The organism is Kitasatospora sp. NPDC059973 (genome assembly GCF_042737525.1).
Taxonomy (GTDB): domain Bacteria; phylum Actinomycetota; class Actinomycetes; order Streptomycetales; family Streptomycetaceae; genus Kitasatospora.
In genome coordinates this window covers 1-24,100 of sequence record NZ_JBHWUI010000044.1, presented here as the reverse complement: position 1 = coordinate 24,100, position 24,100 = coordinate 1, and the positions used below count along the sequence as shown (strand labels likewise).

Below are 24,100 nucleotides of genomic sequence, written 5' to 3'. Positions count from 1 at the left end.
CGGGCGGGGTCCCGTCGGAGCGTCCCGTACGGGCGTCGCTCACGCCTCGGCCTGCCCGCCGTCCGCGGCAGCGCCGTCCGGGGGTGGCACCTCACGGGCGTGGGCGCCCTGGTAGTGGATGACGTTCCCGCCCTGCGCGCCGTAGACCGTGGCGTTGTCGCGGGCCACGATCGTCTGCACCCATCCCCGGCGCTCCTCGGGCAGCGCCTCGCGGAGCGCGGCGAGCAGGTCGCGCAGCTCCGGCTCGACCTCGGGGCAGTCCCTGAGCAGACGGGCGAGCCTGCGCCGCCAGACGGGCGCGATGTCCTGGCGGACCTCGTCCTGCTCCTCCGGGGCCGCGTCGCGGACGAGCTCCTGGTCGGCGTCCAACTGTGTCTCCACGCCCGCCTCGTGGTTCGGGCCCAGCCGTCCGAACATCGCGGCGATCCTCGCGCGGGCCACACCGAACGCACCCGTGGCCAGGGCACCGGCGAGAACGATGGCGCCCTCCTCGGCAAGACCTCCGAGTCCGTCGACCGTGGTCGGCAGATTGGTCATCATTGCCCCCTCCGTTGATTTCCGGTGCCGACAGCGTACAAGTGACGGATTATCAGCGGCGGGCGGTGGGGGCGGAACGAGCGGGGTGAGCGCGGTCGCAGGGGTCCTGGCATCACCCTGGCCGAAGCCGTCCGTGCGTGGGCTGTCCCACCTCGGTGGAGCTCTTCGCCGAGCACCGGGGTTCGCGGTCGATCCACGGTCGGACATATCGGGGGCCGCCTTCGCGGGTGCGGCCGGGGCCTGCCGACCGTTCAGCAGCACCGGCCGCACCGGCCGCACCGGCCAGCCCGGCCGCTCCTGGCTGCCCGCGGCCGGCCGGTGCGGCGGCAGGTCACCAGGCGGTGCAGGCTCCGCTCGTCCTGATCGCCTCGAAGTTCGCCTTGAAGGCGTCGTGGACGGCCGGGTCGTCGATCTTCAGCAGGGTCTCGTCGTGGGACCGCAGGTTCGGGTAGGTGTAGTTGTGGCTCCCGGTGAACACCAGCTTGCGGTTGGCGGCGCCCAGGTAGGTGCCCTCGATCAGCAGGTACTTGGAGTGGATGCCGATCGACCGGGTGGTGCCGTCGGCGTTCGGCGCGGTGCCCCAGCAGCGGGCGGCCAGGTCGAGCTTGCTGGCCAGCGCGTTCTTCACGGTGGTGCCGAGGTTGCCGCTCTCCCCGTTGTGCAGCAGCTCCACCTGGCAGCCGGCCTTCTTCAGCTCGACCAGCTTGTCGGCGACCTGGACCCGGGTGAAGGCGTACATGGCGATCCGGATCCGGGTGGCGCCGCCCGCGCAGTCCGTGTTGCCGAGCAGGGAGACGACGGTGTCGGTGGACGCGTCGTCGTTGTAGGCCGTCCCCGCGCTCTCCTGGCGGGGGAAGAAGTACGTCTTGTACGGGCCGGCCTGCTGGCTCAGGTAGTTCGACGCCAGGCCGTTGCCGGAGGAGCCGTACGTCACGAGGTCCTGCCAGTACGTCCGGTAGGCGGCGTAGAGGCCGGAGCCGGCGTCGGGGATGGTGACGGCGTTGTTGAAGAGGTTCTTGCGCTGGCTGGTGGTGAGGTTCGCAGAGGTCTGGAACACCACGTTCTCGGTGCTGCCGACCTTGGAGAACAGGAAGAACTTGTTGTGGTTGATCGCGCCGTCGTCGTCGTCGTTCAGCGCCCGGTTGCCGATGCAACCGCGGGTGTCCGGACAGGCCAGCACCCAGGAGTCGGCGTTCTGGTCGGTGCCCAGGCCGGTCGGCGCGGCGAGCGTCGCGTACTCGGACCCGGTGGCCTTGGGCGGGTTGCTGCCGGGCTCGTAGTCCGGCACGGCGTCCCCGTCCACGACGAGCCTGACCTTCACGCCGCGCTGCTTGGCCGCGATCAGCGCGGCGCTGACACCGCCGTCGGTGAACAGGTACATCGAGCCGTTGATCTCGGCTCCGGCCGGCGTGCGCTTGATCAGGGAGATCAGCTGGTTGCGGATGGCGTCCTGGGCGGCGGTCGGCCCCGCCGGGTTGTTGAACGTGGTGGTGAGCGCCACCGGCGTGTCCTCGGCCGCTGCCATCGGCACCCCGAGCAGCGACGCGCCCACGACCAGCGCCGCCAGCCCCGCCGTCGTACGGACCTTCATCTGTATCCCCCTCTGTCGATACATCGATACAGGAGGTCACTGTACTGGCCATGATCATTAAGAGTGATCATGGGTCGGTCAACAGAGGGGCGAGGGGTGGGGGCACTCCGGGGCGCCCCGCTCACCGGACCCGTCCGCGCAGGGGCGGGGGCAGCTGGTATCCCGGGCAGGAGCGGGCGGCAGCGGGTACCCCGGTGCGGGCACCGTGGCCGGGTGGCACGGAAATGCCGCGTCACGCCGAGGCCCCCAGGTGTTACCCTGCCTATGGCGATGCTGGAAGCCCACCCCCAGGGTGCGGGAACCAGGCGCCACTGCACACCGGAATCCCCGCCGTAGCGGCCCGGATCCCGCCGTACCAACCGCTTCTTCCGGCGGTCTCCTGCCCGACGCATCGCCGGCACCCGACTGGTGCCCGCCCGGCAGGCAGCCAAGTTCCCCTGCCCAGCCCCTTCGTGTGCCCGGCCCCTTCGTGGCCGCGCCGGGGCCGCGTGTCCCGCCCGAGCGTCGGCGCAGCCCGCTCCGGGCGCCCCGCCGGGCCGTACAGCTCTCGTCGCCGGTTCCTGCCGCCCCACCGGGGCCGCCCGGCGCCCTCACCCTTCGCCATCATCCGACAGCACAGGAGTACCTTCTCGTGACGACCACCACCGAACCGTCGACCCTCGCGCCGCTGGACGGCCTGCTGAAGACCGACCTCCACCAACTCGCCTCCGCCCTGGGCGTTCCGGGCGCCGCCCGGCTGCGCAAGGACGAACTCGTCGAGGCGATCATCGCCAAGCGCTCTCCCAGCCGGCCACCGGCGCCGGCGGCCGGTTCCCGGCCCGCGGTTACGGAACGCCGGGGCAGCCGGCCCAGCGAGCCGGCCGCCGCCGCGGACAGCGACCTCCTACCGGTCGCCGGCGTGCTGGACATCCGCGAGGGGAAAGCCGTCCTGCGCACCTCCGGCTACCTCCCCGGGCCCACCGACGTGCACCTGCCCGCCAACCAGGTCCGCGCACTCGGCCTGCGGACCGGCGACGTGCTGACCGGCGCGACCGCCCCGCGCCCGCCCGCCCCGCGCACGCCCGCCCCGCGCGGGGGCGGCACCGTCCGCCCGGCGTCGACCCGCATCGACACCGTCAACGGCCGCACCGTCGACGGGGCCCGGCACCGGCCCGCGTTCCACGAACTGACGCCGCTGTACCCGCAGGAGCAGCTGCGCCTGGAGACCGGTCCGCGGGAGCTGATCGGCCGGGCCGTCGACCTGGTGGCCCCGATCGGCAAGGGCCAGCGCGGTCTGATCGTGGCACCTCCGAAGGCCGGCAAGACGATGGTCGTGCAGTCGATCGCGGCGGCGATCGCCCGGAACCACCCCGAGGCGCACCTGATGGTCGTCCTGGTCGACGAGCGTCCGGAGGAGGTCACCGACATGCGGCGCTCGGTCCGGGGCGAGGTCATCGCCTCGACCTTCGACCGGCCCGCCCGCGAGCACATCGCGCTCGCCGAACTCGCCGTCGAGCGCGCCAAGCGGCTGGTCGAACTCGGCCACGACGTCGTCGTGCTGCTCGACTCCCTCACCCGTCTCGCCCGCGCCCACAACTCCGCCGCCCCCGCCAACGGCCGCACCCTCACCGGCGGCATCGACGCCGCGGCCCTCCAGCTCCCGAAGAAGCTCTTCGGCGCGGCCCGCAACACCGAGAACGGCGGCTCGCTCACCATCCTGGCCACCGCCCTGGTCGAGACCGGCTCCCGGATGGACGACCTGATCTTCGAGGAGTTCAAGAGCACCGGGAACATGGAACTCCGACTCGACCGCCGGCTCGCCGACAAGCGCGTCTTCCCGGCAGTCGACGTCAAGGCCTCCGGCACCCGCCGCGAGGAGCTCCTCCTCGGCCCCGCCCGCACGCCCGCGGCGTGGACCCTGCGCCGGGCGCTGAGCGCTCTCGACGTCCAGCAGGCCGCCGAACTGCTCCTGGACCGGCTGAAGCGGACCGGCGGCAACGACGAACTCCTGCGCCAGGTGGCGATCGGCTCCCCGGCCCGCACGGTCTGAACCGAAGACACCCGCGGACCGCTGACGGCCTACCGCCGTCGAACACCCTCCACGGCCGCGTCCCCGACCCGGTGGAGTACCTCGGGACGCGCCGCCGAACCGCCGGGACCTCGCTCTCCACGATCCTGCCCCGGTACGCCCACGGGCGGGGCCTCCCGGCGGAACTGCCCGGCCATCCCACCGTGCAGGAACGCATCGACGCCTTCGCGGACAACGGGGACCTGCGCAACGCCTCTACTCCCACCGCAAGGAGACCGAGGTCGAACGCGACGGCAACGACGCCGTTCCGGTGTTCCAGCACTTCCTGCGCTGTTCACCGCAAAGCGCGGTCGACCACGTCGGCGACCTGATGAACGCCCGGCTGGCCTGCTTCGACCGGCCCGTACGGGAGGAACCGCCGGAACGTGCCGGCCAGCTCACCCCGGACACCCACCGGGCGCTGTCGGCCTGCGCGGACGACTTGAAGGACTGGCCGGCAGGTGATCACGCCAGGTACCCGCAGACCCGCCGGCATGCCGTCGGCGCGTGACTCCGCGCCGCCTGGCGGGCCCCGACCGACGGCCGGCCACGCCGGCCACGCCGGTCCCGGCGCTCGGCGCCGGCGCCGTGGCCTTCGTGGAGTCCACCGGCCTGAAGCCGGTCAGAGCGCCACACCGTGGTGCTGGGCGACGGCGAGGAGGGCGGACGTCACCATGCCTGCGAGCGCCATGACGTAGGGCACGAACTCGCGGGCGTCCGCGTGGTCGGCGAGGCGGAAGCTCAGGTCGTTCTCGTGCCAGGGGCTGTAGTGCCTGGCTTCGTCGTCGAGGAACGACCGGGCGAACTGCGCCGGGGTCCGGCGGTACCACACCGAGCGCGTGAAGGTGCTGTAGATGGTCTCCTTCCTCACCTCGGCGAAGCCGACCGGATCGCGGCGCCACCGGTCGAGCGTCAGGGTCAGCGTGTCGTAGGGGAGGACCCTGCCGTCGTAGTTCCAGAGTATCCAGCCGCGATTGGCGGGCTCCGAGGGGACGACCGGCAGCTCGACGCCCGGCCGGGCGAGGCGCGGCGGCCGGTCGAGGGCGAGGTGCCAGCCGGACACGGACTGCTGGCTGCCCACGGTGAAGACCCGCATGCCGGGTCGGCCGGCCGTGTCGAGGGCGGCGCCCAGCCGTTCGGCCGTGGACGTGATCTCCTGCTCCGCCGCCTCCCGGGGCCGGGTGTTCACCGTCGCGCTCAGCACGTCCCGCCACCATGCGGGGAACTGCCCGGGGCCGACGATCTCCTCCACCGAGCGGCGGGCCTCCCGCTCCCACTCCACCCGGGTGCACCCGCGTCCGGCCAGTACGACGAGGAGCTTCGCCACCTCGCGCGCGGTCAGCGCCGGTTGCCCGGGCCGGCCGGCGTCCTGGGGAAGGACGAGGAGGGCCTGCCCCTCGTAGCGCCAGGTCCACGTCCGGAGGTCCGCCGCCCGGGCGAGGTCGGTCCACCGCTGCTTCCACTGCCGCAGGGCGGCGATGTGGGCCAGCCGTGCGGCCTCCGCGCGGTCCCGCTCGCGAGCGCGGACCGCTCGTTCCTCCTCCCGCGCCACCGCGACGCGTGCCTCGACCTCCTGACGCACCGGACGGTAGGCCCGGGTGGCCGCCGCCAGGTCGGCGGTGTACACCTCCTCGGCGCGGCCCAGGCGCACCGCCCCGCGCCGACGGGCTCCCGGAACCCTCCTGAGCGCGCCCCGGCGGGAAACCTTCGCCCAGACCTCCCTGAGCCGGGCGGAGGCCGAATCGACCGCGCGGACGTAGGCGGCGAGCGCGTCCTGCCAGCGGCGCACCTCGTCGTCCGTCACCGTCAGGCGCACCCGGTCGGTGGTGCGCCCCCCGACGGCCTCCCACGGGGGCACACCCGGGCGGCCGGGCAGCGGCTCGCCCTCGACGCCGTAGGCGACGACCTTGGTCGCCACCCGCTCGCTCCCGCGCCAGGTGTACCGCAGGACGGACCGCCGCTGCTCCGACACAGTCTGCTCCTTCCCCGCCCGACCGAGCGCCGTCCCCGGCACGTACCCCGGCCGCAGCGTCGCTCAACTCCCCGGGCGGGGTGGCTTCTAGCACAGGTGGCGGTGGATCTGCCGGAAGACTCCCGTTATTCGGCGGGGGCCGGCGTTGGTGACCTATCGTCACCATACTGTCGCCACACGTGGTGGCGCAGGAGGCCAGTACAGCAGCGGTCCGGTACGGCAGCGGTTCGGCACAGGGGAGGCCCGTCGATGGCAAGCGAGTTCCAGCAGCGCAAGCTCCGCAACGTCTTCGCCGCGTTCGACACGGACGGGGACGGCTGCCTGCGGCAGAGCGACTTCGGGGCCCTGGCGGAACGGTGGAGCCGGCTGCCGGCCGTTCAACGGGACGCGGGGCTGAGGGCCAGGGTCGAGGCGCTCATGACGGGCTGGTGGGACCACCTGCGCACGGTCGCCGACACCGACCACGACGGCACGGTCGACATGGACGAGTTCCTGGCGCTCGTCGACCGGCTCCCCGCCCTGCGCGAGGTCGTCACGGCGACGGCCGACACCGTCTTCGACGCCGTGGACGAGAACGGGGACGGCCGCATCTCGCGCGCCGAGCACCGCCGTCTGGTCGACATCTGGCACGGCCGGAGCGTGGCGACCGACGACGTCTTCGAGCTGCTCGACCTGGACGGTGACGGGTACCTCAGCCGGGCCGAATTCGCGCTCCTGTGGGCGCAGTTCTGGATCAGCGCCGACCCGGCGGAGCCCGGCAACGTGATGTGCGGCCGCATCCCGGAGCGGTGACGCCGCCGCCGAGCGAGCGAGCGTCACCCGGCTGAACGGCTGAACCCGCTGTCCCGGCCGGTGCGCGGGCGGCTGCGGCCGGCGTGGACGGTGTCCGTCACGGCGGTTCCCCAGCGGTAAGGGTCGCGGTTTCCACCATCAATACTGAACGACGTTGTTAATTCGACGCTGCATTGCATCCGTGCTTCCGGATCGGCGTGACGTGTCGTCGCCCGGGCATGGGGCGTGGGCGACCGGCTCGTCCGTCACTGGAGACAACGTTGTCATGGCGGCGCCCCCGCCGAGCACCGATGCGGCGACGGCGCCGGTACCGAACGTCGGACGACGGGCCCTGCCCCGCCACCCAGCTTTGAGGATGCGACATGCGTGCACAGCGAGCCGAGCCCGGCCGAAGAGGCTTCCTGGGCGGATCCCTGCTGGCGGTGGCCGGTATGGCCGTCGGCTGCAGCACCGGCCGACCGGCGGGTCCGGCGCGAGCGGCGTCACGACCACGTCGAACGTCCGGTCCCACGCCTACGGGGAGGCCGGTTGCTCGCCAAGGCCGGGATCGCCACGCCCCGCAGCTTCGACGCGCTGGCGGCCGCGGTCAGGGCGCTCACCACCAGGAGCACCAAGGGTCTGTTCGTCGGCAACGACGGCATCGGCGACCTGCCGGCCCTCGCGGTGTTCTCCCACGGCGGTGCGCTGGTCACCGACGGCAGGGCGGACTTCGACTCACCGCAGGCCGTCGAGGCGATGAGCGCCCTGAAGCGGCTGCGCGAAGACCAGTCCCTGCTGCTCGGCTTCACCACCGACGGGTGGGACCCGTCCGCGTTCACCCAGGGCGTCGTGCCGATGCGGTGGTGCGGTCTCTGGGCGATGCCGGCCCTCAGGACGGCGCTCGGCGACGACTTCGGCGTGCTGCCCTGGCCCGCTTTCAGGCCCGGCGGCGGCCCGGTGGTGCGCGTCGGCGGCTGGACCAGCTGCGTCGACGCCAGGAGCCGGAACGTGGCCGCGGCGAAGACGTTCGTCCGCTGGCTCCGGGTGGAGCGGACCGAACTGCAGAAGGACTGGTCGGAGAGCTACGGCTTCCACGTGCCGCCGCGCCTGTCCGTGGCCGCGCGTTCGGAGGGACTGCGCGGGGGTACGGCGCAGGAGGCCGTCGACCTGGCCGCCACGTGCGGCAGGTACGGCCCCGCCCTGTGGAACAGCACGGTGAACACCCTGTTCGCGGCGGCCGCCGTCAAGGTCGTTGGCGGGGGAGACGCGGCGCAGATCCTCGCCGACGCGGCCAGGCAGGCCCAGGCCGAGATCGACCGGCAGCGCGCCTGAGGAATGCCCGGTCCGCCGCCGCCCGGGCGCCCCGCGCTGCCGTCCGGGGAAGCGTTTTCGCGGGGCAGGGGTGATTCCCGGCGACGGACCGGGTGTTCCGCGGTGAGGCCCTGGTGGCGGGGGGATTTCGGCCGCTCGGCGGTGCGGGCCGGGAATTGCAAGCCGCCGTACTTCGGAATGCGCTCCGCCTTGTCCGGGCCCGCGGGAATTCCGGTGCGGGGCGGATCCCGGCGGGTCCGGCTCCGGATTCGGGTATTCGCTCCGGCGGGGATTCCGGGCGCCGCCCCGGCGGTCGGGATGCGGCCGGTGCGGGGCGGGGGCAGGGTCGAGGTATGAGCGGAGTGATCGTACTGGTCGAGCTGGAGCCGTCCACGGAGGTGCTGGACGCGGGAGAGGTCGACGTGGGCGCCCGGATCCGCTGGGTGCACGCGGCCCCGGCCGACCCGGAGGTGCCGGAGGACCCGGGGCCGGTCACGTTCTGCGGGATCGGCACGGGCGACCTGGAGCGCGAGAACTACCGGCCGTCCGGGCCGGGGCAGCCCTGGTACCCGCCGTCCCAGCGGACCCGTCGGTGCCGCGCCTGCGAGTCCGCGCTCAGGGTGCTCTGAGTTCAGGGTGCTCTGAGCTCAGGGTGCTCTGAGCGGGTGGACCGGGGCCGGCCGGGCAGCGGGCCGTGCCTCTCCGGGCACGGTCCGCTGCCCCGAAAGGGCCGACCCGCCGGGTCAGGGGGTGGGTTCGGTGATCCGGCCGTCGTGGAGTTCGATCACGTGGTCGGCGAGTTCCATGAGGGTGGGGTCGTGGGTGGCGACGAGGGCGGTGACGCCTTCGCTGCGGACGACGGCGCGCAGCAGTTCCATGATGGCGCGGCCGGTCTCGGAGTCGAGTTGGCCGGTGGGTTCGTCGGCGATGATGAGGTCGGGCTGGTTGGCCAGGGCCCGGGCGATGGCGACGCGTTGCTGCTGTCCGCCGGAGAGTTCGGCGGGGCGCTGGTTGGCGTGGGCGCTCAGGCCGACGAGGGCGAGGAGGGTGCGGGCGCGCTCCTCGCGCTGGGGGGTCGGGACGTTGCGCAGGCGCATCGGGATCCCGACGTTCTCGCTCGCGGTGAGGACGGGGAGGAGGCCGAAGGACTGGAACACGAAGCCGATGCGGTCGCGGCGCAGGGCGAGCCGCTGGTTCTCGTCGAGGCCGGCGAGATCGGTGCCGTCGAGGGTGATGGTGCCGCCGGTGGGGGTGTCGAGGCCGCCGACCAGGTTCAGGAGGGTGGTCTTCCCGGAGCCGGAACGGCCCTTGAGGGCGGTGAGTTCGCCGCGTCGGGCGGTGAAGGAGACGCCGCGCAGGGCGTGGACGGTGCGGTCGCCGGTGCCGAAGCTGTGGGTGAGGTCGGTGACGGTGACCATGTCGGTGGTGACGGTGGCGGCCGGTTGCTGCGTCATTGGGCGTCCCCCTGGGTGTTCCTCGACTGAAGTGAAGTACTGATGGCGGGCGTTCAAGCTGAGGTGTGCATGGCATTCTGATCGAACACTGAACCGCGTGCCACGGCCGGCCCGTTGTTCCTGTCTTGCCGGGTGGGGGTCCGATGTACTGCCAACGCGGAGAATTTGCTCACTAGTTACATGATTCGCGCAAGTCCCTTCCGTTTGAAGAGCGAATCTGACAGCATCGTCCGCTATCCGGTGATCAAGCGCCGGTGATCACCGTAGCGGTGCGTAACAGGCGTCCATCCCGTGGCCGGAGAGTGCCCGGACGGCGGCGCCGGGCGCGACCGGGATGTTCCGGGGGAGGCAACAGGATGCTCGGCTTCGTCGTGCGCCGTCTGCGCGGGCGGCTGCCGTTGGCCGGCGCCGTCCTGCTCACGGTGCTGATCACCACGGCGGTGCTCACCGCGCTGGTGGCGTTCAACCGCACCGTGGGGGAGGCGGGGCTGCGGCAGGCGCTCCAGGCACCCGGCCAGGCCGCCCGGACCACCGTTCTGGTCAAGGCCGAGCACGGCCAGGACAAGCGGGCCGCCGACGACGCGGCGGTCGCCGGCTACGCCGGCCGGCTCTTCGGCGGCCTGCCCGTGCACCACGAGAGCCTGACCCGCAGCCGCTCCTACGGCCTTCCGGCCGCCGCCGCCACCGCTACCGCCGCCACCGGCCAGGCCGCCGCGAAGCAGACCGATCTCACCCTGCTCGCCACGCTCGACCACGACCGGGTCACCCTGCTGGCGGGCGCGTGGCCGGCGGCCGCGGCCGGGGCCGGGCCGGTCCAGGCGGCCGTGCCACAGGCGGCGCTCGCGAGGCTGGGCCTGAGCGCCGGGGCGCTGCCCGCCGAGGTCCGGCTGGACGACCGCCTGAGCGGCGCGCCGCTCACCGTCCGGCTCACGGGCGTCTACCGCGCCACCGACCTCGCCGACCCGTACTGGCGGTTGGACCCGGTGGGCGGCCGCGAGATCCTGGTCGGCGGCTTCACCACCTACGGGCCGCTGCTGGTCGACGACAGCGCCTTCACCGCCGCCGGCGTTCCGCAGAACGGCCGGAGCTGGCTGCTCGGCGCCGACTTCTCCACCGTCCGCGCCGCCGACGCCGCCGCGGTCCGGGACCGCGCCGCCGGCCTCGCCGCGGAGCTCGGCACCTCGGCCGGCCTCCAGGTCTCGACCGAACTGCCGTTGTTCCTCCAGGAACTGGACTCCAGCGCGCTGGTCGCCCGCTCCACCCTGCTGATCGGCGCGCTGCAACTGGTGGTGCTCGCCGCCGCGGTGCTGGTACTGGTGGTGCACCTGATGGCGGCCCGGCAGGTGGGGGAGAACGCCCTGCTCGCGGCGCGCGGTGCCTCGGGTGTGCGGCTGGGCGCGTTCTCGGCGGCGGAGTCGGTGCTGCTGGCGCTGCCGGCGGCGGTGCTGGCGCCGTTGCTGGTCCCGGTGCTGCTGCGGGCGCTGACCCGGTTCGGCGCGTTGTCCCGGGTACCGCTGGACACCGGTCTGAGCTGGACCTTGTGGCCGGTCGCGGGTGTGTGCGCGCTGGCCTGTGTGGTGCTGACGGCGGCTCCGGCGGTGTTCCGCGGCGCCGGTGGCGCGGTGCTGCGCCGGGCGGGGCGCCGGCAGGCGCTGGTGGCGGGCGCGGTGCGCTCGGGTGCCGACCTCGCGGTGGTGGCGCTGGCGGTGCTGGCCTACTTCCAGCTGGCGCGTTACAGCGGCGGGCTGTCGGCGGATTCCGACGGCAAGCTGGGCCTGGACCCGGTGCTGGTGGCCGCTCCGACGCTGCTGCTGTGCGCCGGCACCCTGCTGGTGCTGCGGCTGCTGCCGTTCGCCGCCCGGCTGGGCGGCAGGCTGGCGGCGCGGGGCCGGGGCCTGGCGCCGGCCCTGGCGGGGTGGCAGCTGGCACGCCGGCCCGGGCGCGCCGCGGGGCCGGTGCTGCTGCTGGTGCTGGCGGTGTCGACGGGGGTGCTGGCGCTGGGTCAGCATGCCAGCTGGTCGGGATCGCAGCGGGACCAGGCGGACTTCGTGTCGGCGGGCGGTCTGCGGATCTTCGGGTCGGCGACGGCGTCGATGGGGCAGGGCGGCCGGTACGGGGCGCTGTCGGGCGGTGAGCGGCTGGTTCCGGTGGTCCGGCAGGAGAGTTCGCTGCCGGGCGGTGCGGCGGGTCAGCTGCTGGCGCTGGACGCCGCCGGGTTCGCGGACCGGGTGCCGGTGCGGGCGGACCTGCTGGGCGGGCAGAGCGCCCGGGAGGTGTTCGCGCCGCTGGCCGGGCCGGCCCCGACCGGGGCGCAGGCCGGGCTCCCGCTGCCGGGCAGCCCCCGGCGCATCGACGTCGAGCTCACCAATGTGCCGGCAGCGCCGGCCGACGCGCGCCCCGAGGTCTGGTTGATGCTGCGCGACCGGTTCGGCGCCACCTTCCGGGCCCCGCTGGCCGGGGTCCCCGAGCAGGGCGGCGCGGTGGCCACCGCCGACCTCTCGGCGCTGACCGGCGCGCCGGTCGGCTCCGCCGCCGCGCCGCTCACGATGGCCGGGCTGGTCGTGGTGTTCGGCTCGGACCGCGTCGTCCCGCTCAGCGGCACGCTGACCGTCGGGCGGATCGGCCTCGCCGACAGCGCCACCGGACCGGCCACCCCCGTCGCGGCCCCGGCCGGCCTCGCCTGGACCACCGTCGCCGCGTCGGACGACGAGCTGTCCTCCTCCGCGGTCCTACCGGTGGCGGAGGGCGAGGGCGAGCGGCAGCTGCTCAAGCTCCACTACGAGAAGGGGCACGGCGGCAGGAACAGCGCGGAGGCGATCGTCGCCCCCGCCGGCGCCCCGGCTCCGAAGGGGATCTCCGGGGTCGCCACCCGCGCCTATCTGACCGCGGTGGGAGCGGCGGTCGGCGACCTCGTCCAGGTGCCGTTCGCGAGCGTCACGCTGCAGGTCGAGGTGACGGGCGTGGTCGAGTCGCTGCCGGTGGTCGGGGACCGGGCGGTCGTCGTCGACCTGGCCACCGTCGCGCGGCAGATCGGCGCGGGCGGCCGGCAGCTGCCGGCCGTCTCCGAGTGGTGGCTGCCCGCCACCGGGCCGGGGGACGGCGTGCCGGCCGCGGCCGCCGCGAAGCTGCGCGCCGAACCGGGGGGCCAGCAGCTGGTGGTCCGCGACGAGGTGGCGGCTGAGCTGCTCGCGGACCCGATCGGTGCCGCGCCGCAGAACGCGCTCGCCGCGATCGCCCTGGTCAGCGCCGTGCTGGCGGCGATCGGCTTCGCCGCCGCGGCGGCGGCCTCGGCCCGCGAACGCGCGGGGGAGTTCACCGTGCTGCTCGCGCTCGGCACCCCGCGGCGCCGGCTGAGCCGGACGGTCGCCGCCGAGCAGGGCGTGCTGGTCGCGCTGGGCAGCCTGGTCGGGCTGGCCCTGGGCGCCCTGACCGTCCACCTGGTGGTGCCGCTGGTGGTGCTCACCCCGTCCGCCCACCGGCCGGTGCCCGAGGTGCTGGTCGACCTGCCGGTGGGCCCGGCCCTGCTCCTCGCGGCCGCGATCACGGCCGTTGCCCTGCTGTCGGCCTCCCTGAGCGGGCGCCGCCGCCGTCGAGACGTGGCCGCCCGGCTGCGGTACGTGGAGGAGATGTGACCACCCCGGCCGACACCGGTACCCCCCGCCCCGCGCCGAGGCCGGAGCACCGCCCCGCGCCCTGGGTCCGGACCAGGCTGCGGACGGCGCCGCTGGCCGCCGCGCTGATGGCCGCGCTGGCCTTCGTCACCGTCCTGCTGGCCGCCGCCTTCCCGCGCGCCGTCGACCGGGGCACCGACGACGCGCTGCGCGAGTTCCTGCACGACCGAGGCCCGTCCTGGACCAGCCTGCTGGCCACCGGGCGCCACCAGTACGACGCCGCCGACTTGGACAGGGTGGCGGCGAAGCTCGCCTCCTACCCGAACGAGACCTTCCGGTTCGTGGCGAGCGGCCCGGTCTACGGAACGCGCAGCAACAAGTCGCGCCCGATGCTCAACACCGGGTACGCCCGCCCCGACGAGGTGCCGCCCCAGCTCGACCTGGTCTCGCTGCACGGCCTCACCGACCGGGTCACCCTGGTGGCCGGCCAGTGGCCCGGCGCCGGCGGTGGCGACGGCCCGGTGCCGATCGCGATCAGCAAGGCCGCCGCCGACACCATCGGCATGCACCTCGGCGACCTCGTCGACGCCGGATCCTCGCTCACCGGCGAGCCGGTCCGGGCCGAGGTGGTCGGCGTCTACGTGGCCAACGACCCCGACGACCCGTACTGGGTGGGCCTGCCGTGCCCCGAGCGGGCCTGTCGGGAGGCCACCGCCAAGGTCAAATGGCGCACCGGCGGTGTGGTCTCCCCCGACGCGACGGACCGGATCGCCCCGTGGGGCGGCGGCGCGACGGACTTCTGGCGGCTGCCGGTCGACACCGCCGCTCTGCGCGCCGACCAGCTGGACCGGACCAAGGAGGAGATCTCCTCCTACCTCGCCGGCTCCACGGCGCTGCGCCTCACCACGCTGACCGGCCGCGAGGACCTGCGGGTCGGCTCGGAGCTGCCCGAGCTGTTCGGGCAGGCGGTGGCCCGCCGGGACGCGGCGGCGCCGTTGGCGGCGGTCGGTCCGGCCGGGCTGGCCGGGGTGGCCGTGGTGGTGCTCTGCCTGGCGGCGGGGCTGGCCGGGGACCGGCGGCACGGTGAGCTGGCGCTGCTGCAGGCCCGCGGCGGTTCGCGGGGCGGGGTGGTACGGCGGTTGCTCGGCGAGGGCGCGGTGACCGTGGTGCCGGCCGCGGTGGTGGCGACCGGACTGGTGTGGTGGTGGCTGCCGACCCCCCGGTGGTGGGGATCGATGGTCGCGGCGCTGGTGGTGCTGCTGCTCGCGGCGCTGGGTCTGCCGGTCCAGGCGGCGCTGCTGTGGTCGGCGCGGCGTGCGCCGGGTGGCTGGCGCCGGCTGGTGGGTGAGCTGGTGGTCGGGGCGGTGACGGTCGCGGCGGTGCTGGAGGTCCGGCGCCGGGGTGTGGTGCCGCCCGGCGACGGGCTGGACCCGTTGCTGGTGGCGGCGCCGTTGCTGTTGGCGCTGACGGGTGGGCTGGTGCTGGCCCGGGTGCAGCCCGTGCTGGTGGGCCTGTTGGCGCGAGCGGCGGGCCGGGGTCCGGGGGTGGTCGGCTTCCTGGGCCTGGCGCGGGCCGCGCGGGGATCGGGCGGCCGACCGCGCCCGTCGGTGCTGCCGGTGTTCGCGCTGATGCTGGCGGTCACGACGGCCGGCTTCGGCGCCACCGTGCTGGACGCCGTCGACCGCGGCCGGGCGCAGGCCGTCCGGAGCGCGGTCGGTGGCGACGCGGTCGTCGGGGCACCGACCGGCGCCGTGCTCCCGCCCGGCTTCCTCACGGCGGCCGGCGCGCTGCCCGGGGTGCGGACGGCCACCGCCGTGTGGTGGGACAACGACGTGTTCCTGCTGGGCAGCGACGCCGGGCCGATCCGGGTCAGCACCCTGGTCGTGGACCCGCGGACGTACGCCGAGCTGTCCCGGGCCGTCGGTCGCGGCGCCTTCGACCCGGCCGCCCTCGCGGGTGACGACGGCGGGATCGACACCCCCGTACCGGCCCTGTTCAGCACCGAACTCGCGCGGAGGATCGGTGACGGGGGCTACCGGCTGCGGATGCCCAACGGGTGGGAGCTGCTCGCCAGGTCGGCCGGTACCCTCGACGGCACCCCGGCACTGGAGAGCTCCACCCGACGCTTCGTGGTGCTCCCGGCCGGCCCCTCGACCGCGCGCTTTCCCGAACTCAAGCGTGCCAACCTGTGGTTCGCCACCGGCGACATCGACGAGCGGGAGCTGAAGGGGCTGATGCGCGAGCTGGCACCGGTGCAGCTGCGCGACGGCTCCCCGGAGGGCGCCGCGGTGTCGGCCTCGGCCTCGGCGTCGACGCCCGGGCCGGCCGCGGCGCCTTCGCCGTCCGGGACCGCCCCGGCGGCCCAGGCACCGGCCGAGTCCGACGCCGACGCGGTGCCGACCGGGTACCTGGTCCGCACCAGTGCCGCCCGCTCCGCCGAGCTGGCGAACGACCCGTTGCAGCACTCGGCGGCCCGGCTGTTCTGGGCGGCGGTGATCGGCGCCGCCGGGTTCGCGCTGCTCGCCGTCCTGCTGACGCTGCTCCGGGCGGCTCCGGAGCGGGCGGCCGTGCTGGCACGGCTGCGCACCATGGGGCTGCGGCCCCGGCAGGGGCTGGCGTTGATCGTGGCCGAGACGCTGCCGCAGACCCTGGTCGCGGCCGTCGGCGGCGGCGTGGTGGCGTGGATCGCGGTCGCCCTGCTCGGTCCGGCGATCGACCTGTCCGCGTTGGTCGGCGCCCCGGTTCCGACCGGGCTGCGGCCGGCGCTGCTGCCGGTGCTGTTCCAGGTCCTCGGTCTGGCGGCGCTGGTCACCGCGGGTGTGCTGGCCGAGGCGCTGATCTCCGGCCGGCGCCAGATCAGCACCGAACTGCGGGCGGGGGACCAGCGATGACCGGCACCCGGCCCGCGCGGCCACCGGCCGGCGGCGGGGCGTTCGGCAGCGGGGCGTCCGGCGCTGGCGGGGCCCCCGGCCGGGCGTTCGGCAGGGGAACCAACGCGTGGCAATCGCGACCAGGAGCGCACCCAGGCGCAGCGGCGACAGGAGATCAGTGGTGAGCAGTGTGTCCGAGGGCGGGGCGGTCGTCGAGGGCCCGACGCTCGACGAGTTGCGGGAGCGGGCGCTGGCGGCCTCGGCGCCGCGGGCGGTCGCGGGGGACGCGGCGATCGTCTGCGAGCGCCTGGTGCGGATCTTCAGTGCCGAGGGCGTGGAGGTGCAGGCGCTCCAAGGGCTTGAGCTGACGATCCGTCAGGGCGACCTGGTGGCCCTGGTGGGCGCGTCGGGCAGCGGGAAGTCGACGCTGCTGACGATCCTGGCGGGGCTGGACGTGCCGACCGCGGGGACGGCCACCGTGGCGGGCTGCGACCTGCTGGAGATGTCGGCGCGGGAGCGGCTGCGGTACCGGCGCGAGGTGGTGGGGTTCATCTGGCAGCAGACCGCCCGCAATCTGCTGCCGTTCCTCACCGCGGCGGAGAACATCGCGCTGCCGATGCAGCTGCGGGGCCGCGGCGGCGGCGCGGCCCGCTCCCGCCAGCAGGCGGCCCGGGTCGCCGAGCTCCTGGAGGCGATGGACCTGGGCGACCTCGCGCACCGGCGCCCGGGTGAGCTCTCCGGCGGCCAGCAGCAGCGGGTGGCGATCGCCGTCGGCATGGCCAACAACCCGCCCGTCCTGCTCGCCGACGAGCCGACCGGTGAGCTCGACTCCGAGACCGCGGCCGGGATCTTCGAGACCTTCCGCACGGTCAACCGCGAGCTGGGTGCCACCGTCGTCATCGTCACCCACGACCCGATGGTCGCCGGTGAGGTGCGCCGTACGGTCGCGATCCGGGACGGCCGTACCAGCAGTGAGGTGCTGCGGCGGACGGTGACCGACGAGTACGGCGAGGAGTCGGTGAACGAGACCGAGTACGTGATGCTGGACCGGACCGGCCGGGTGCAGCTGCCGGTCAAGTTCCTGGAGGCGCTGGGGATGGAGCACCGGGTCGCGGTGGACCTGGGCGCCGACCACATCGCCGTCCGCCCGGACGACATCGCGGGCCACTGACGCGTCCGCCCGGCCGCACGCGCCGCACCCGCCGCCCGGCCGCACCCGCCGCCCGGCCCCGGGGCGGCGGGGCCGGGCGCGATGGGATACTGGACCGGACGTTCCGGGGCGAGAGGTAGCGCATGAGCAGCCGCGTGAGAGTGCTGAGGAAGCAGAACCGGCTGAGCCTGGAGGCGCTGGCGGCCCAGGTCGGGGTGACCAAGAGCTACCTCTCCAAGGTGGAGCGGGGGCTCAGCGACCCCTCCATCTCGACCGCGCTCAAGCTGGCGCACGCGCTGAAGGTCGACGTCGGCCGCCTGTTCGCGGAGGACGTGGAGCCCGAGCTGATCACGGTGGTCCGGGCCGGCGAGCGGACGCCGATGGCCGACGGCACGGGCCCCGGCGCCCCGCACTACGAGGGCATCGCGACCGGTCTCAGCGGCAAGCGGATGGTGCCGTTCATGATGTACCCGCCGCTGGAGCTGGGCGACTCGCCCTTCAAGTCGCACGCGGGTGAGGAGTTCTTCTTCGTTCACGCCGGGACGGTCGAGCTGGAGTTCCCCGAGCGGACGGTCCGGCTCGCCCCGGGGGACAGCGTCTACTTCAACTCGGCGCTGCCGCACCGCTGCCGGAGCACCGGTCCGGAGCCGGCCGCGATCCTCGTGGTGATCCACGACGATCCGGCCGGCCCGTCGGAGCGGGTGCCCAGCCTGCCCTGACGCTTCGTCAGTCCAGTGCTGCGAGCAACTCGGCCAGGCGGCGGGTGCGTTCGTCGTCCAGCGGCAGCAGCGGTTGGCGCGGCTCGCCGACGTCCAGCCCGCGCAGGGCCAGGCCGGCCTTCACGGTGGTGGGCAGACCGCCCCGCAGGATGAACTGCAGGAGCGGCAGCTGGCGGTAGAAGGACTGCCGGGCGGCGTCCAGGTCGCCGACCCGCACCGCCCGGTGGAGTTCCAGCACCGCCTCGGGTATCAGGCAGGGCGCGGCGGTGCACCAGCCGGCGGCCCCGGCGGCGAACGCCTCCAGGGCCAGCGGGTTGCTGCCGTTGAAGAACGGCAGCTCGCCGCCGGTGAGCTGGCTGAGCCGGTGCATCCGCTGCACGTCGCCGCTGCTCTCCTTCACCATGGTGATGTTCTCGACCCGTTCGACCAGCGAGACCATCAGCTCGGGGGAGAGGTCGACGCCGCTGGTGGCCGGGTTGTTGTAGATCATCACAGGGACGGATACGGCGCCCGCGACCTCGGTGAAGTGGCGGACGATCTCGCGTTCGTCCAGCTTCCAGTACGACAGCGGCAGGACCATCACGGCGTCGGCGCCGACCTGTTCGGCGAACCGGGCCCGGCGGACGGCCTTGCGGGTGGTGAGGTCGGCGATGCCCACCACGGTGGGCACCCGCCCGGCCACCGCCGCCACCGAGGCCTCGGCGGCGGTGAACCACTCCTGGTCGTCGAGGTAGGCGCTCTCCCCGGTCGAGCCGAGCGGGGCGACGGCGTGGCAGCCGGCCTCGACCAGCCGGTCGATCAGGGTGCCCAGGCGTGCGGTGTCGAGACCGCCGTCGGTGGGGGAGAACGGGGTCACCGGGTAGGCGATGATCCCTTCCAGGGTCGGGCCGGCCATGTCAGCGACCGCCTTCCGGGGCGAGGGAGTCGAGTGCGTCGCCGTGGCCGGCGCGCAGGGCGCGGCGGGCGTAGTAGGCGAAGGACGCCTGGCCGCGCTTGGGGGTGGAGATCCAGTCGTGTGCCTCGCGGGCCAGCAGCTCGGGGATCTCCTGGATCCGTCCGGCGGCCGAGGCCAGCAGCTGGAGCCGGGCGGCCCGCTCGAACAGCACCGCGAGGACGCAGGACTCCTCGACGGTGCCGGTGGCCACCAGCTGTCCGTGGTGGGCGAGGAGCAGGGCGCGCTTGTCGCCGAGCGCGGCCGTGATGATCTCGCCCTCCTCGTTGCCGACCGGGATGCCGGGCCACTTCTCCAGGAACGCGCAGTCGTCGTAGAGCGGGCAGAGGTCCATGTGCGAGACGATCAGCGGCTTCTCCAGCATCGACAGCGCGGAGATGTGCAGCGGGTGGGTGTGGATGATGCACTCGACGTCCGGGCGGGCCCGGTAGACCCAGCTGTGGAAGCGGTTGGCGGGGTTGGCCATCCCCTCGCCCGCCAGGACGTTGAGGTCCTCGTCCACCAGCAGCAGGTTGGACTCGGTGATCTCGTCGAAGCCCAGGCCGAGCCGCTGGGTGTAGTAGGTGCCGGGTTCCTCGGCGCGGGCGGTGATCTGGCCGGCCAGGCCGGAGTCGTGTCCGGCGTCGAACAGGATCCGGCAGGTGAGCGCGAGCTTCTGCCGGGTGGTCCAGCCGTTGTCGGGGATGGCGCTCTGCATTCTGCGGTGGGCGAGGTCCACCAGCTCCGCCTTGGTGGCGGTGAGGGTCTCTGCCATCGGCTGTGCTTCTCCTTCGTAGGGGAACGCCCGGGCGCGGCGGGGCCGTTGGGCAGGCGTGGCCGCGGTGCCGCCCGCCGGGAGCGACGGGTGAGAACACGTCGTTCACCCTAGGACACCTTGTGTCCTGGCGTCGATAGCGTGCCCGCGACCGGTTGGCCCGAAGCCGCTACCCGCTGCCCGCCCACCTACCACCCCCGCTCCCCGGCAACAGCCCTGCTGATCAGAGGTGCTGGGGCTTCCGGGGCAGGCTCAGCCGTCGTCGCCGATGCGTCGGATCAGCCCGCTGCGCTCGGCCTCGGAGCGGAGGTCCCGCTCCGGCTCGCCGCGCCTGCCGCGGTCGCCCCGGGCGGCGGCGGTGCAGAGCGCGAAGACGAGTACGGCGCTGGCCGCCACGGTGAGGATGCCGAGCGCGGTGAGGACGCGGAGCCAGGTCACGGCAGATGCCTCCGGTGGGCGGTGCGAAGGGAGTTGTGCCGGGGATATCGGCAGGACGCGCCGTAGGATCGAGTGTCCACGGGCGGTTCCGTGGGACATCCGCCGCAGCACCGGGAGCACGCGCGGGCACTCGAAGCGTCGGTGGCGCGCGGTGCTCCTTGACGCGCGCCCCCGGAGCCTTTGCGCGCCCCCGTCGGCCTCCCGTGCCCCCGCCGTCCGTGCCCCCGCCCCCGCGATCCCGTCAGCCGTCCGTGGCCCCGCCGTCCGTGGCCCCGCCGCCCGAGACCCCGCCGTCCGCCCCCGGGGTCTCCGGTCCCTCCTCCGGTCCCGCCTGCGCCAGCAGGGTCCGCAGGGCGTCGACGTCCGGCTTCCCGGTCGCGCTCAGCGGAAGCTCCGGCAGCACCAGGATCGTCGACGGAGCACCGAGCGGGCCGCCGCGCTCGCGCACCCACCGGTGCAGCTGCCGCGCCGTCACCCCGGCCCCGGGCCGGGTGGTGACCGCGGCGTGCACCCGCTCCAGCCGGTCCGGACCGGTGGTCGCGAACATCACCGCCTCCCGCACCGCCGGATGCGCCAGCAGCGGCCGCTCGACATCGCGCGGGAAGACGTTGTGCGCGTCCACGATCGCCATCGGCCGCCGCCGCCCGGCCACCGTCAGGTACCCGGCCGCGTCCAGGCTGCCCAGGTCCCCGGTGTGCAGCCAGCCGCCGCGCAGCACTCGGGCCGTCAGGGCCGGTTCGCGCCAGTAGCCGGACATCACCGTCGGCGTCCGCACGCAGATCTCCCCGGTCCGGCCGACCGGCAGCGGCACGCCCGCCTCGTCCACGATCCGGACCTCGGTGTCCGGGAGCGGCCGCCCGGCGGTGGTCAGCAGCCTCGGATCCAGGTGCTCGTCCGGGGTGAGCCGGGTGACCGGTCCGCACTCCGTCAGGCTGTACGTCTGGTGCAGCACCCGGCCGATCCGGCGGGTCGCCTCCGCCAGCCGTTCCGGGGCGGCCGGGGACCCGGTGTACGTCACCCGGCGCAGGCTGCCGGTGTCGGTCCGGGCGAGTGCGGGGTGGTCGAGCACCCGGTAGAGCAGGTGCGGCGGCAGGTACACCCGAGACACCCGGTACCGCTCGACGGCCGCCAGGACCGCCTCGGCCTCGAAGCCGTCCTGGAGCACCACCGTGCCGCCCGCCGCGAGGGCCAGGTCGGCCGTGGTGCCGCCGCCGTGGCACAGGGCCGTGCAGAGCAGGAAGGTGGACGCCGCCACCAGCTCCGGCCGGGGCGGCCGGGCGAAGCGGCGCAGCACCCCCTTCGGCCGTCCGGTCGAGCCGCCGGTGAACCGGATCGCCATCACGTCGTCCGGCCGCCAGCGGGGTGCCGGCGGGACGGGCGGGAGCGGCGCGGCCAGGGCGGTGAGGTCCGCCCCGACCGGGGTGGGGCCGAGGGCCAGCGACAGCACGGCGGGGAGCGCCCCGGCGAGCTGGCGCGCGGCCGCGGTGAACCGCTCCGGGGCGAAGACGAAGGCGGCGGTCCGCGCCTCCTCGGCCATCGCGACCTGGTCCGCCACCGACCGGTCGGTGGGCAGCATCGCGACCCGGCAGCCGATCAGGTTCGCCGCCAGGCGCACCAGCACCGCCTCCGGCCGGTTCCCGGCCAGCACGGTGACGCCGTCGCCGCGCCCGAGACCGGCGCCGGCCAGCGCGTGGGCGAACCGGTGCACGTCGTCCAGGCACTCCTGCGCCGTCAGCGACGACTCCCCGTACCGCAGCGCGATCCGGGCCGGATCGCGGGCCAGCCCGTCGAGGACCAGCCCGGTGTGCGTGGCCGTCCCGGTGACCGCCGCCGGCCCCGCCGTCCGCGTCCTCGTCACGCGCCGTCTCCCGACTCCCGATACCCGCGTCCGATCTGACAGTCCATCACATCACCCCGCCGTCCGGCGGCCGGGCCGGGGGAGCAGGCCTGGGAACGGTCCCGGGGGCCGGGCCGGGGACCGTGCGGTCCGGAGGGCGGTCGGTGTTGTTATCGTTCCAGGCCGGGCACCGACGGGGATGAGTGAGCACCATGGACAGGCCGACCACGCCGGGCGGGCGGACCGCAGTACGGCAGGGGGCGCAGACAGCGATGGAACCGCGGGGCCTGGTCGACCTCAGGGGCGCGGCCGGTGAGTCCTTCACCGTCCGCTACCCGCCGGGCGCGGTCGTGGTGGTCTCCGGACTCCCCGGCAGCGGCAAGAGCACCCTGCTGCGCCGCTGGTCGGCCCGGAGCCGGGCGGCCGCCACCGTCGACCCCCGGGCCGTGCACGAGGCCTGTGCGGCGGTGATGCCGGCCGCCCTGCCGTACGCGGTCTACCGGCCGTGGGCCCGGATCGAGCACTTCCGCCTGCTGCGCGCCTCCGTCCGCCGGGGCGGTCCGCTGCTGGTGCACGACTGCGGCAGCCGGGCCTGGATGCGCCGCTGGCTGTCCGGCGTCGCCGCCCGCCAAGGCCGTGAACTGCACCTCGTCCTGCTGGACGTCGGCGCCGTCACCGCGCTCGACGGTCAGCGGGAGCGCGGGCGCTGGGCCCCGCGCCGGGCCTTCGCCCGCCACCGCCGGGGCCTCGACCGGCTGCTGGCGGCGTTCACCCGGCACGCCGCGGGCGCGGCCGGCACGCCCACCCCGGAGGCCGCCTCGGTGCTGCTGCTGGACCGGGTCTCCCGGGAACGCGCCGCGGCCGTCCGCTTCGGCCCGGCCGAGCCGGCCCGGTAGCGCGGCTCCGCCGCGGCGGCGGGCCGGTCGCGGTGCCGGGTGGCCCGTGGTGCGCGGTGGGGCGGCAGGGGACACTGGGGAGGTAGCGCAGCAGCTGACCCGTCTTCAGGGAGGTCGTCCCCCATGGCCCGCAGTACCGCCACCGAGAGCCCGTGGTTCCGCCGGTTCCACTCCCACGACACGGCGCCCGCCCGGGTCGTCTGCTTCCCGCACGCGGGCGGGTCGGCGAGCTACTTCCTCGACTACGCGACCGCCCTCGCGCCGTACGCCGACGTGCTCGCCGTCCAGTACCCCGGCCGGCAGGACCGCTTCGGCGAGCCCGGGATCGACTCCGTCACCGGCCTCGCCGACCGGGTGTACGAGGCACTGCTGCCCTGGACCGACCTGCCGCTGACCTTCTTCGGGCACAGCATGGGCGCGGCCGTCTGCTTCGAGGTGGCGCGCCGCTTCGAGGCGGACGGCGGGGCCGGCCCGGCCCGGCTGTTCGTCTCCGGCAGTCGCGCGCCCTCCCGGCCCCGGGAGTCGGCGGTGTACCGGCTCCCGGACGACGAGCTGCTCGCCGAGGTGTCCGAGCTCGGCGGCACCGACGCACGGGTCCTCGCCGACCCGGAGCTGCGGGCCGTCATCCTGCCGGCGCTGCGCAGCGACTACACCGCGATCGAGACGTACCGGTGCGCGCCGGACGCCGTGGTGTCGCAGCCGGTGACCGCGCTGACCGGGGACGCGGATCCGCGGGTCTCGCTGGACGAGGCCGGCGGCTGGGCCCGCCACACCACCGGCGCCTTCGAGCTGGAGGTGTTCCCGGGCGGCCACTTCTACTTGGCCGAACAGCGGGACGCGGTGCTGGGGGTGGTGACCGCGCGGCTCCGTGGGTGAACGGCCGTGGGGGCGGGGGGAGTCGGGCTCGTGCACGAACGAGCCCGGCGCCGGGGGCGCCGGGCGACGCGGGCGCGGGCGGCGGCCCCGGGGCGACATCAAAAGTTGACACGCTTGTGACAAGCCGTCACGCGTAAAGCCTTCCCCAAGTGCTCACTGATCTGGCATGTTGCGTTCAAACTCCGTGCGAACCCCTCACGCACGGGCCGATCGGAGGACACACGTGTCACCCCTGATATCCCGGCGGCTCGGTCGCCCGGCCGCCGCCCTCGCCGTCCTCTCGGCCCTGGCGCTGGCCGTCCCCGGCACGACGG

At 74.7% G+C, this 24,100-nt stretch carries 19 protein-coding genes and 1 pseudogene; 12 read left to right on the top strand and 8 right to left on the bottom strand.

Annotated elements, in window-relative coordinates:
• Positions 1 to 39 precede the first annotated feature (39 nt).
• Complete coding sequence (locus ACFWA9_RS14865; protein ID WP_352294051.1) at positions 40 to 540, bottom strand: hypothetical protein; 501 nt, start codon at positions 538 to 540, stop codon at positions 40 to 42.
• 328 nt (positions 541 to 868) lie between these two features.
• Entirely contained in the window at positions 869 to 2,128 is a 1,260-nt protein-coding gene (locus tag ACFWA9_RS14860; protein ID WP_380387129.1) for a phosphatidylserine/phosphatidylglycerophosphate/cardiolipin synthase family protein, read from the bottom strand.
• A gap of 631 nt (positions 2,129 to 2,759) precedes the next feature.
• On the opposite strand from ACFWA9_RS14860, the gene rho reads away from it, so the two are divergent.
• From rho to ACFWA9_RS14845, 3 genes and pseudogenes are all read left to right on the top strand, one after another.
• Complete coding sequence (gene rho, locus ACFWA9_RS14855) at positions 2,760 to 4,157, top strand: transcription termination factor Rho (protein WP_380387126.1); 1,398 nt, start codon at positions 2,760 to 2,762, stop codon at positions 4,155 to 4,157.
• Positions 4,154 to 4,507 carry a hypothetical protein gene (locus ACFWA9_RS14850; RefSeq protein ID WP_380387192.1) on the top strand — a complete coding sequence of 118 codons (354 nt, stop codon included), beginning with the start codon at positions 4,154 to 4,156 and terminating at the stop codon, positions 4,505 to 4,507. The genes rho and ACFWA9_RS14850 overlap by 4 nt, the downstream gene beginning before the upstream one ends.
• Positions 4,402 to 4,686, top strand: a pseudogene (locus ACFWA9_RS14845) (hypothetical protein); the annotation flags it as partial. The gene ACFWA9_RS14850 and the pseudogene ACFWA9_RS14845, both read left to right, overlap by 106 nt.
• A 111-nt stretch (positions 4,687 to 4,797) precedes the next feature.
• Here ACFWA9_RS14845 and ACFWA9_RS14840 read toward each other — a convergent pair.
• The gene (locus ACFWA9_RS14840; protein WP_380387123.1) at positions 4,798 to 6,147 is read right to left on the bottom strand and encodes a hypothetical protein; all 1,350 of its coding nucleotides are present in this window, start codon (positions 6,145 to 6,147) and stop codon (positions 4,798 to 4,800) included.
• Between the two features lie 249 nt (positions 6,148 to 6,396).
• Between ACFWA9_RS14840 and ACFWA9_RS14835 the strand changes: the two genes are divergently transcribed.
• From ACFWA9_RS14835 to ACFWA9_RS14825, 3 genes are all read left to right on the top strand, one after another.
• Entirely contained in the window at positions 6,397 to 6,939 is a 543-nt protein-coding gene (locus ACFWA9_RS14835) for an EF-hand domain-containing protein (RefSeq protein ID WP_352294041.1), read from the top strand.
• Between the two features lie 528 nt (positions 6,940 to 7,467).
• The gene (locus ACFWA9_RS14830) at positions 7,468 to 8,250 is read left to right on the top strand and encodes an ABC transporter substrate-binding protein (RefSeq protein WP_380387120.1); all 783 of its coding nucleotides are present in this window, start codon (positions 7,468 to 7,470) and stop codon (positions 8,248 to 8,250) included.
• A gap of 332 nt (positions 8,251 to 8,582) precedes the next feature.
• Positions 8,583 to 8,858: a hypothetical protein gene (locus ACFWA9_RS14825; RefSeq protein ID WP_329485884.1), complete on the top strand. Its 276-nt coding sequence runs from the start codon at positions 8,583 to 8,585 to the stop codon at positions 8,856 to 8,858.
• Positions 8,859 to 8,972: 114 nt separating this feature from the next.
• Here ACFWA9_RS14825 and ACFWA9_RS14820 read toward each other — a convergent pair whose 3' ends face one another.
• Positions 8,973 to 9,683, bottom strand: coding sequence for an ABC transporter ATP-binding protein (locus tag ACFWA9_RS14820; RefSeq protein WP_352294036.1), 711 nt, complete (start codon positions 9,681 to 9,683; stop codon positions 8,973 to 8,975).
• 356 nt (positions 9,684 to 10,039) lie between these two features.
• On the opposite strand from ACFWA9_RS14820, the gene ACFWA9_RS14815 reads away from it, so the two are divergent.
• The 4 genes from ACFWA9_RS14815 to ACFWA9_RS14800 all read left to right on the top strand — a co-directional run bounded on the left by ACFWA9_RS14815 (position 10,040) and on the right by ACFWA9_RS14800 (position 18,033).
• A complete protein-coding gene (locus ACFWA9_RS14815) occupies positions 10,040 to 13,315 on the top strand; it encodes an FtsX-like permease family protein (RefSeq protein WP_380387117.1) in 3,276 nt (1,091 codons plus the stop codon).
• Complete coding sequence (locus tag ACFWA9_RS14810) at positions 13,312 to 16,185, top strand: hypothetical protein (RefSeq protein ID WP_380387115.1); 2,874 nt, start codon at positions 13,312 to 13,314, stop codon at positions 16,183 to 16,185. The genes ACFWA9_RS14815 and ACFWA9_RS14810 overlap by 4 nt, the downstream gene beginning before the upstream one ends.
• Positions 16,186 to 16,345: 160 nt before the next feature.
• Positions 16,346 to 17,335 (top strand): ABC transporter ATP-binding protein, encoded by a 990-nt coding sequence (locus ACFWA9_RS14805; protein ID WP_380387112.1) that lies wholly within the window; start codon positions 16,346 to 16,348, stop codon positions 17,333 to 17,335.
• A gap of 122 nt (positions 17,336 to 17,457) precedes the next feature.
• Entirely contained in the window at positions 17,458 to 18,033 is a 576-nt protein-coding gene (locus tag ACFWA9_RS14800; RefSeq protein WP_380387109.1) for a helix-turn-helix domain-containing protein, read from the top strand.
• Positions 18,034 to 18,040: 7 nt separating this feature from the next.
• Here the strand turns inward: ACFWA9_RS14800 and ACFWA9_RS14795 are convergent, their stop codons facing one another.
• From ACFWA9_RS14795 to ACFWA9_RS14780, 4 genes are all read right to left on the bottom strand, one after another.
• Entirely contained in the window at positions 18,041 to 18,928 is an 888-nt protein-coding gene (locus ACFWA9_RS14795; RefSeq protein WP_380387106.1) for a dihydrodipicolinate synthase family protein, read from the bottom strand.
• Between the two features lies 1 nt (position 18,929).
• Positions 18,930 to 19,739, bottom strand: coding sequence for an aldolase (locus ACFWA9_RS14790; RefSeq protein ID WP_380387103.1), 810 nt, complete (start codon positions 19,737 to 19,739; stop codon positions 18,930 to 18,932).
• Between the two features lie 252 nt (positions 19,740 to 19,991).
• Positions 19,992 to 20,177: a hypothetical protein gene (locus ACFWA9_RS14785; RefSeq protein ID WP_352294024.1), complete on the bottom strand. Its 186-nt coding sequence runs from the start codon at positions 20,175 to 20,177 to the stop codon at positions 19,992 to 19,994.
• Positions 20,178 to 20,418: 241 nt separating this feature from the next.
• Positions 20,419 to 22,035, bottom strand: coding sequence for an AMP-binding protein (locus ACFWA9_RS14780; protein WP_380387100.1), 1,617 nt, complete (start codon positions 22,033 to 22,035; stop codon positions 20,419 to 20,421).
• Between the two features lie 251 nt (positions 22,036 to 22,286).
• On the opposite strand from ACFWA9_RS14780, the gene ACFWA9_RS14775 reads away from it, so the two are divergent.
• Both ACFWA9_RS14775 and ACFWA9_RS14770 read left to right on the top strand, forming a co-directional pair.
• On the top strand, positions 22,287 to 22,910 hold the full coding sequence (locus tag ACFWA9_RS14775; RefSeq protein WP_380387097.1) for an AAA family ATPase: 624 nt from the start codon (positions 22,287 to 22,289) through the stop codon (positions 22,908 to 22,910).
• 123 nt (positions 22,911 to 23,033) lie between these two features.
• Entirely contained in the window at positions 23,034 to 23,786 is a 753-nt protein-coding gene (locus tag ACFWA9_RS14770; RefSeq protein ID WP_352294018.1) for an alpha/beta fold hydrolase, read from the top strand.
• Positions 23,787 to 24,100: the final 314 nt, after the last annotated feature.

Excerpts from the sequence above, each read along its gene's own strand:
- ACFWA9_RS14865 (WP_352294051.1), bottom strand. The coding sequence starts at position 540 with ATGATGACCAATCTGCCGACCACGGTCGACGGACTCGGAGGTCTTGCC.
- ACFWA9_RS14860 (WP_380387129.1), bottom strand. The coding sequence starts at position 2,128 with ATGAAGGTCCGTACGACGGCGGGGCTGGCGGCGCTGGTCGTGGGCGCG.
- ACFWA9_RS14835 (WP_352294041.1), top strand. The coding sequence starts at position 6,397 with ATGGCAAGCGAGTTCCAGCAGCGCAAGCTCCGCAACGTCTTCGCCGCG.
- ACFWA9_RS14825 (WP_329485884.1), top strand. The coding sequence starts at position 8,583 with ATGAGCGGAGTGATCGTACTGGTCGAGCTGGAGCCGTCCACGGAGGTG.
- ACFWA9_RS14820 (WP_352294036.1), bottom strand. The coding sequence starts at position 9,683 with ATGACGCAGCAACCGGCCGCCACCGTCACCACCGACATGGTCACCGTC.
- ACFWA9_RS14815 (WP_380387117.1), top strand. The coding sequence starts at position 10,040 with ATGCTCGGCTTCGTCGTGCGCCGTCTGCGCGGGCGGCTGCCGTTGGCC.
- ACFWA9_RS14800 (WP_380387109.1), top strand. The coding sequence starts at position 17,458 with ATGAGCAGCCGCGTGAGAGTGCTGAGGAAGCAGAACCGGCTGAGCCTG.
- ACFWA9_RS14795 (WP_380387106.1), bottom strand. The coding sequence starts at position 18,928 with ATGGCCGGCCCGACCCTGGAAGGGATCATCGCCTACCCGGTGACCCCG.
- ACFWA9_RS14790 (WP_380387103.1), bottom strand. The coding sequence starts at position 19,739 with ATGGCAGAGACCCTCACCGCCACCAAGGCGGAGCTGGTGGACCTCGCC.
- ACFWA9_RS14775 (WP_380387097.1), top strand. The coding sequence starts at position 22,287 with ATGGAACCGCGGGGCCTGGTCGACCTCAGGGGCGCGGCCGGTGAGTCC.
- ACFWA9_RS14770 (WP_352294018.1), top strand. The coding sequence starts at position 23,034 with ATGGCCCGCAGTACCGCCACCGAGAGCCCGTGGTTCCGCCGGTTCCAC.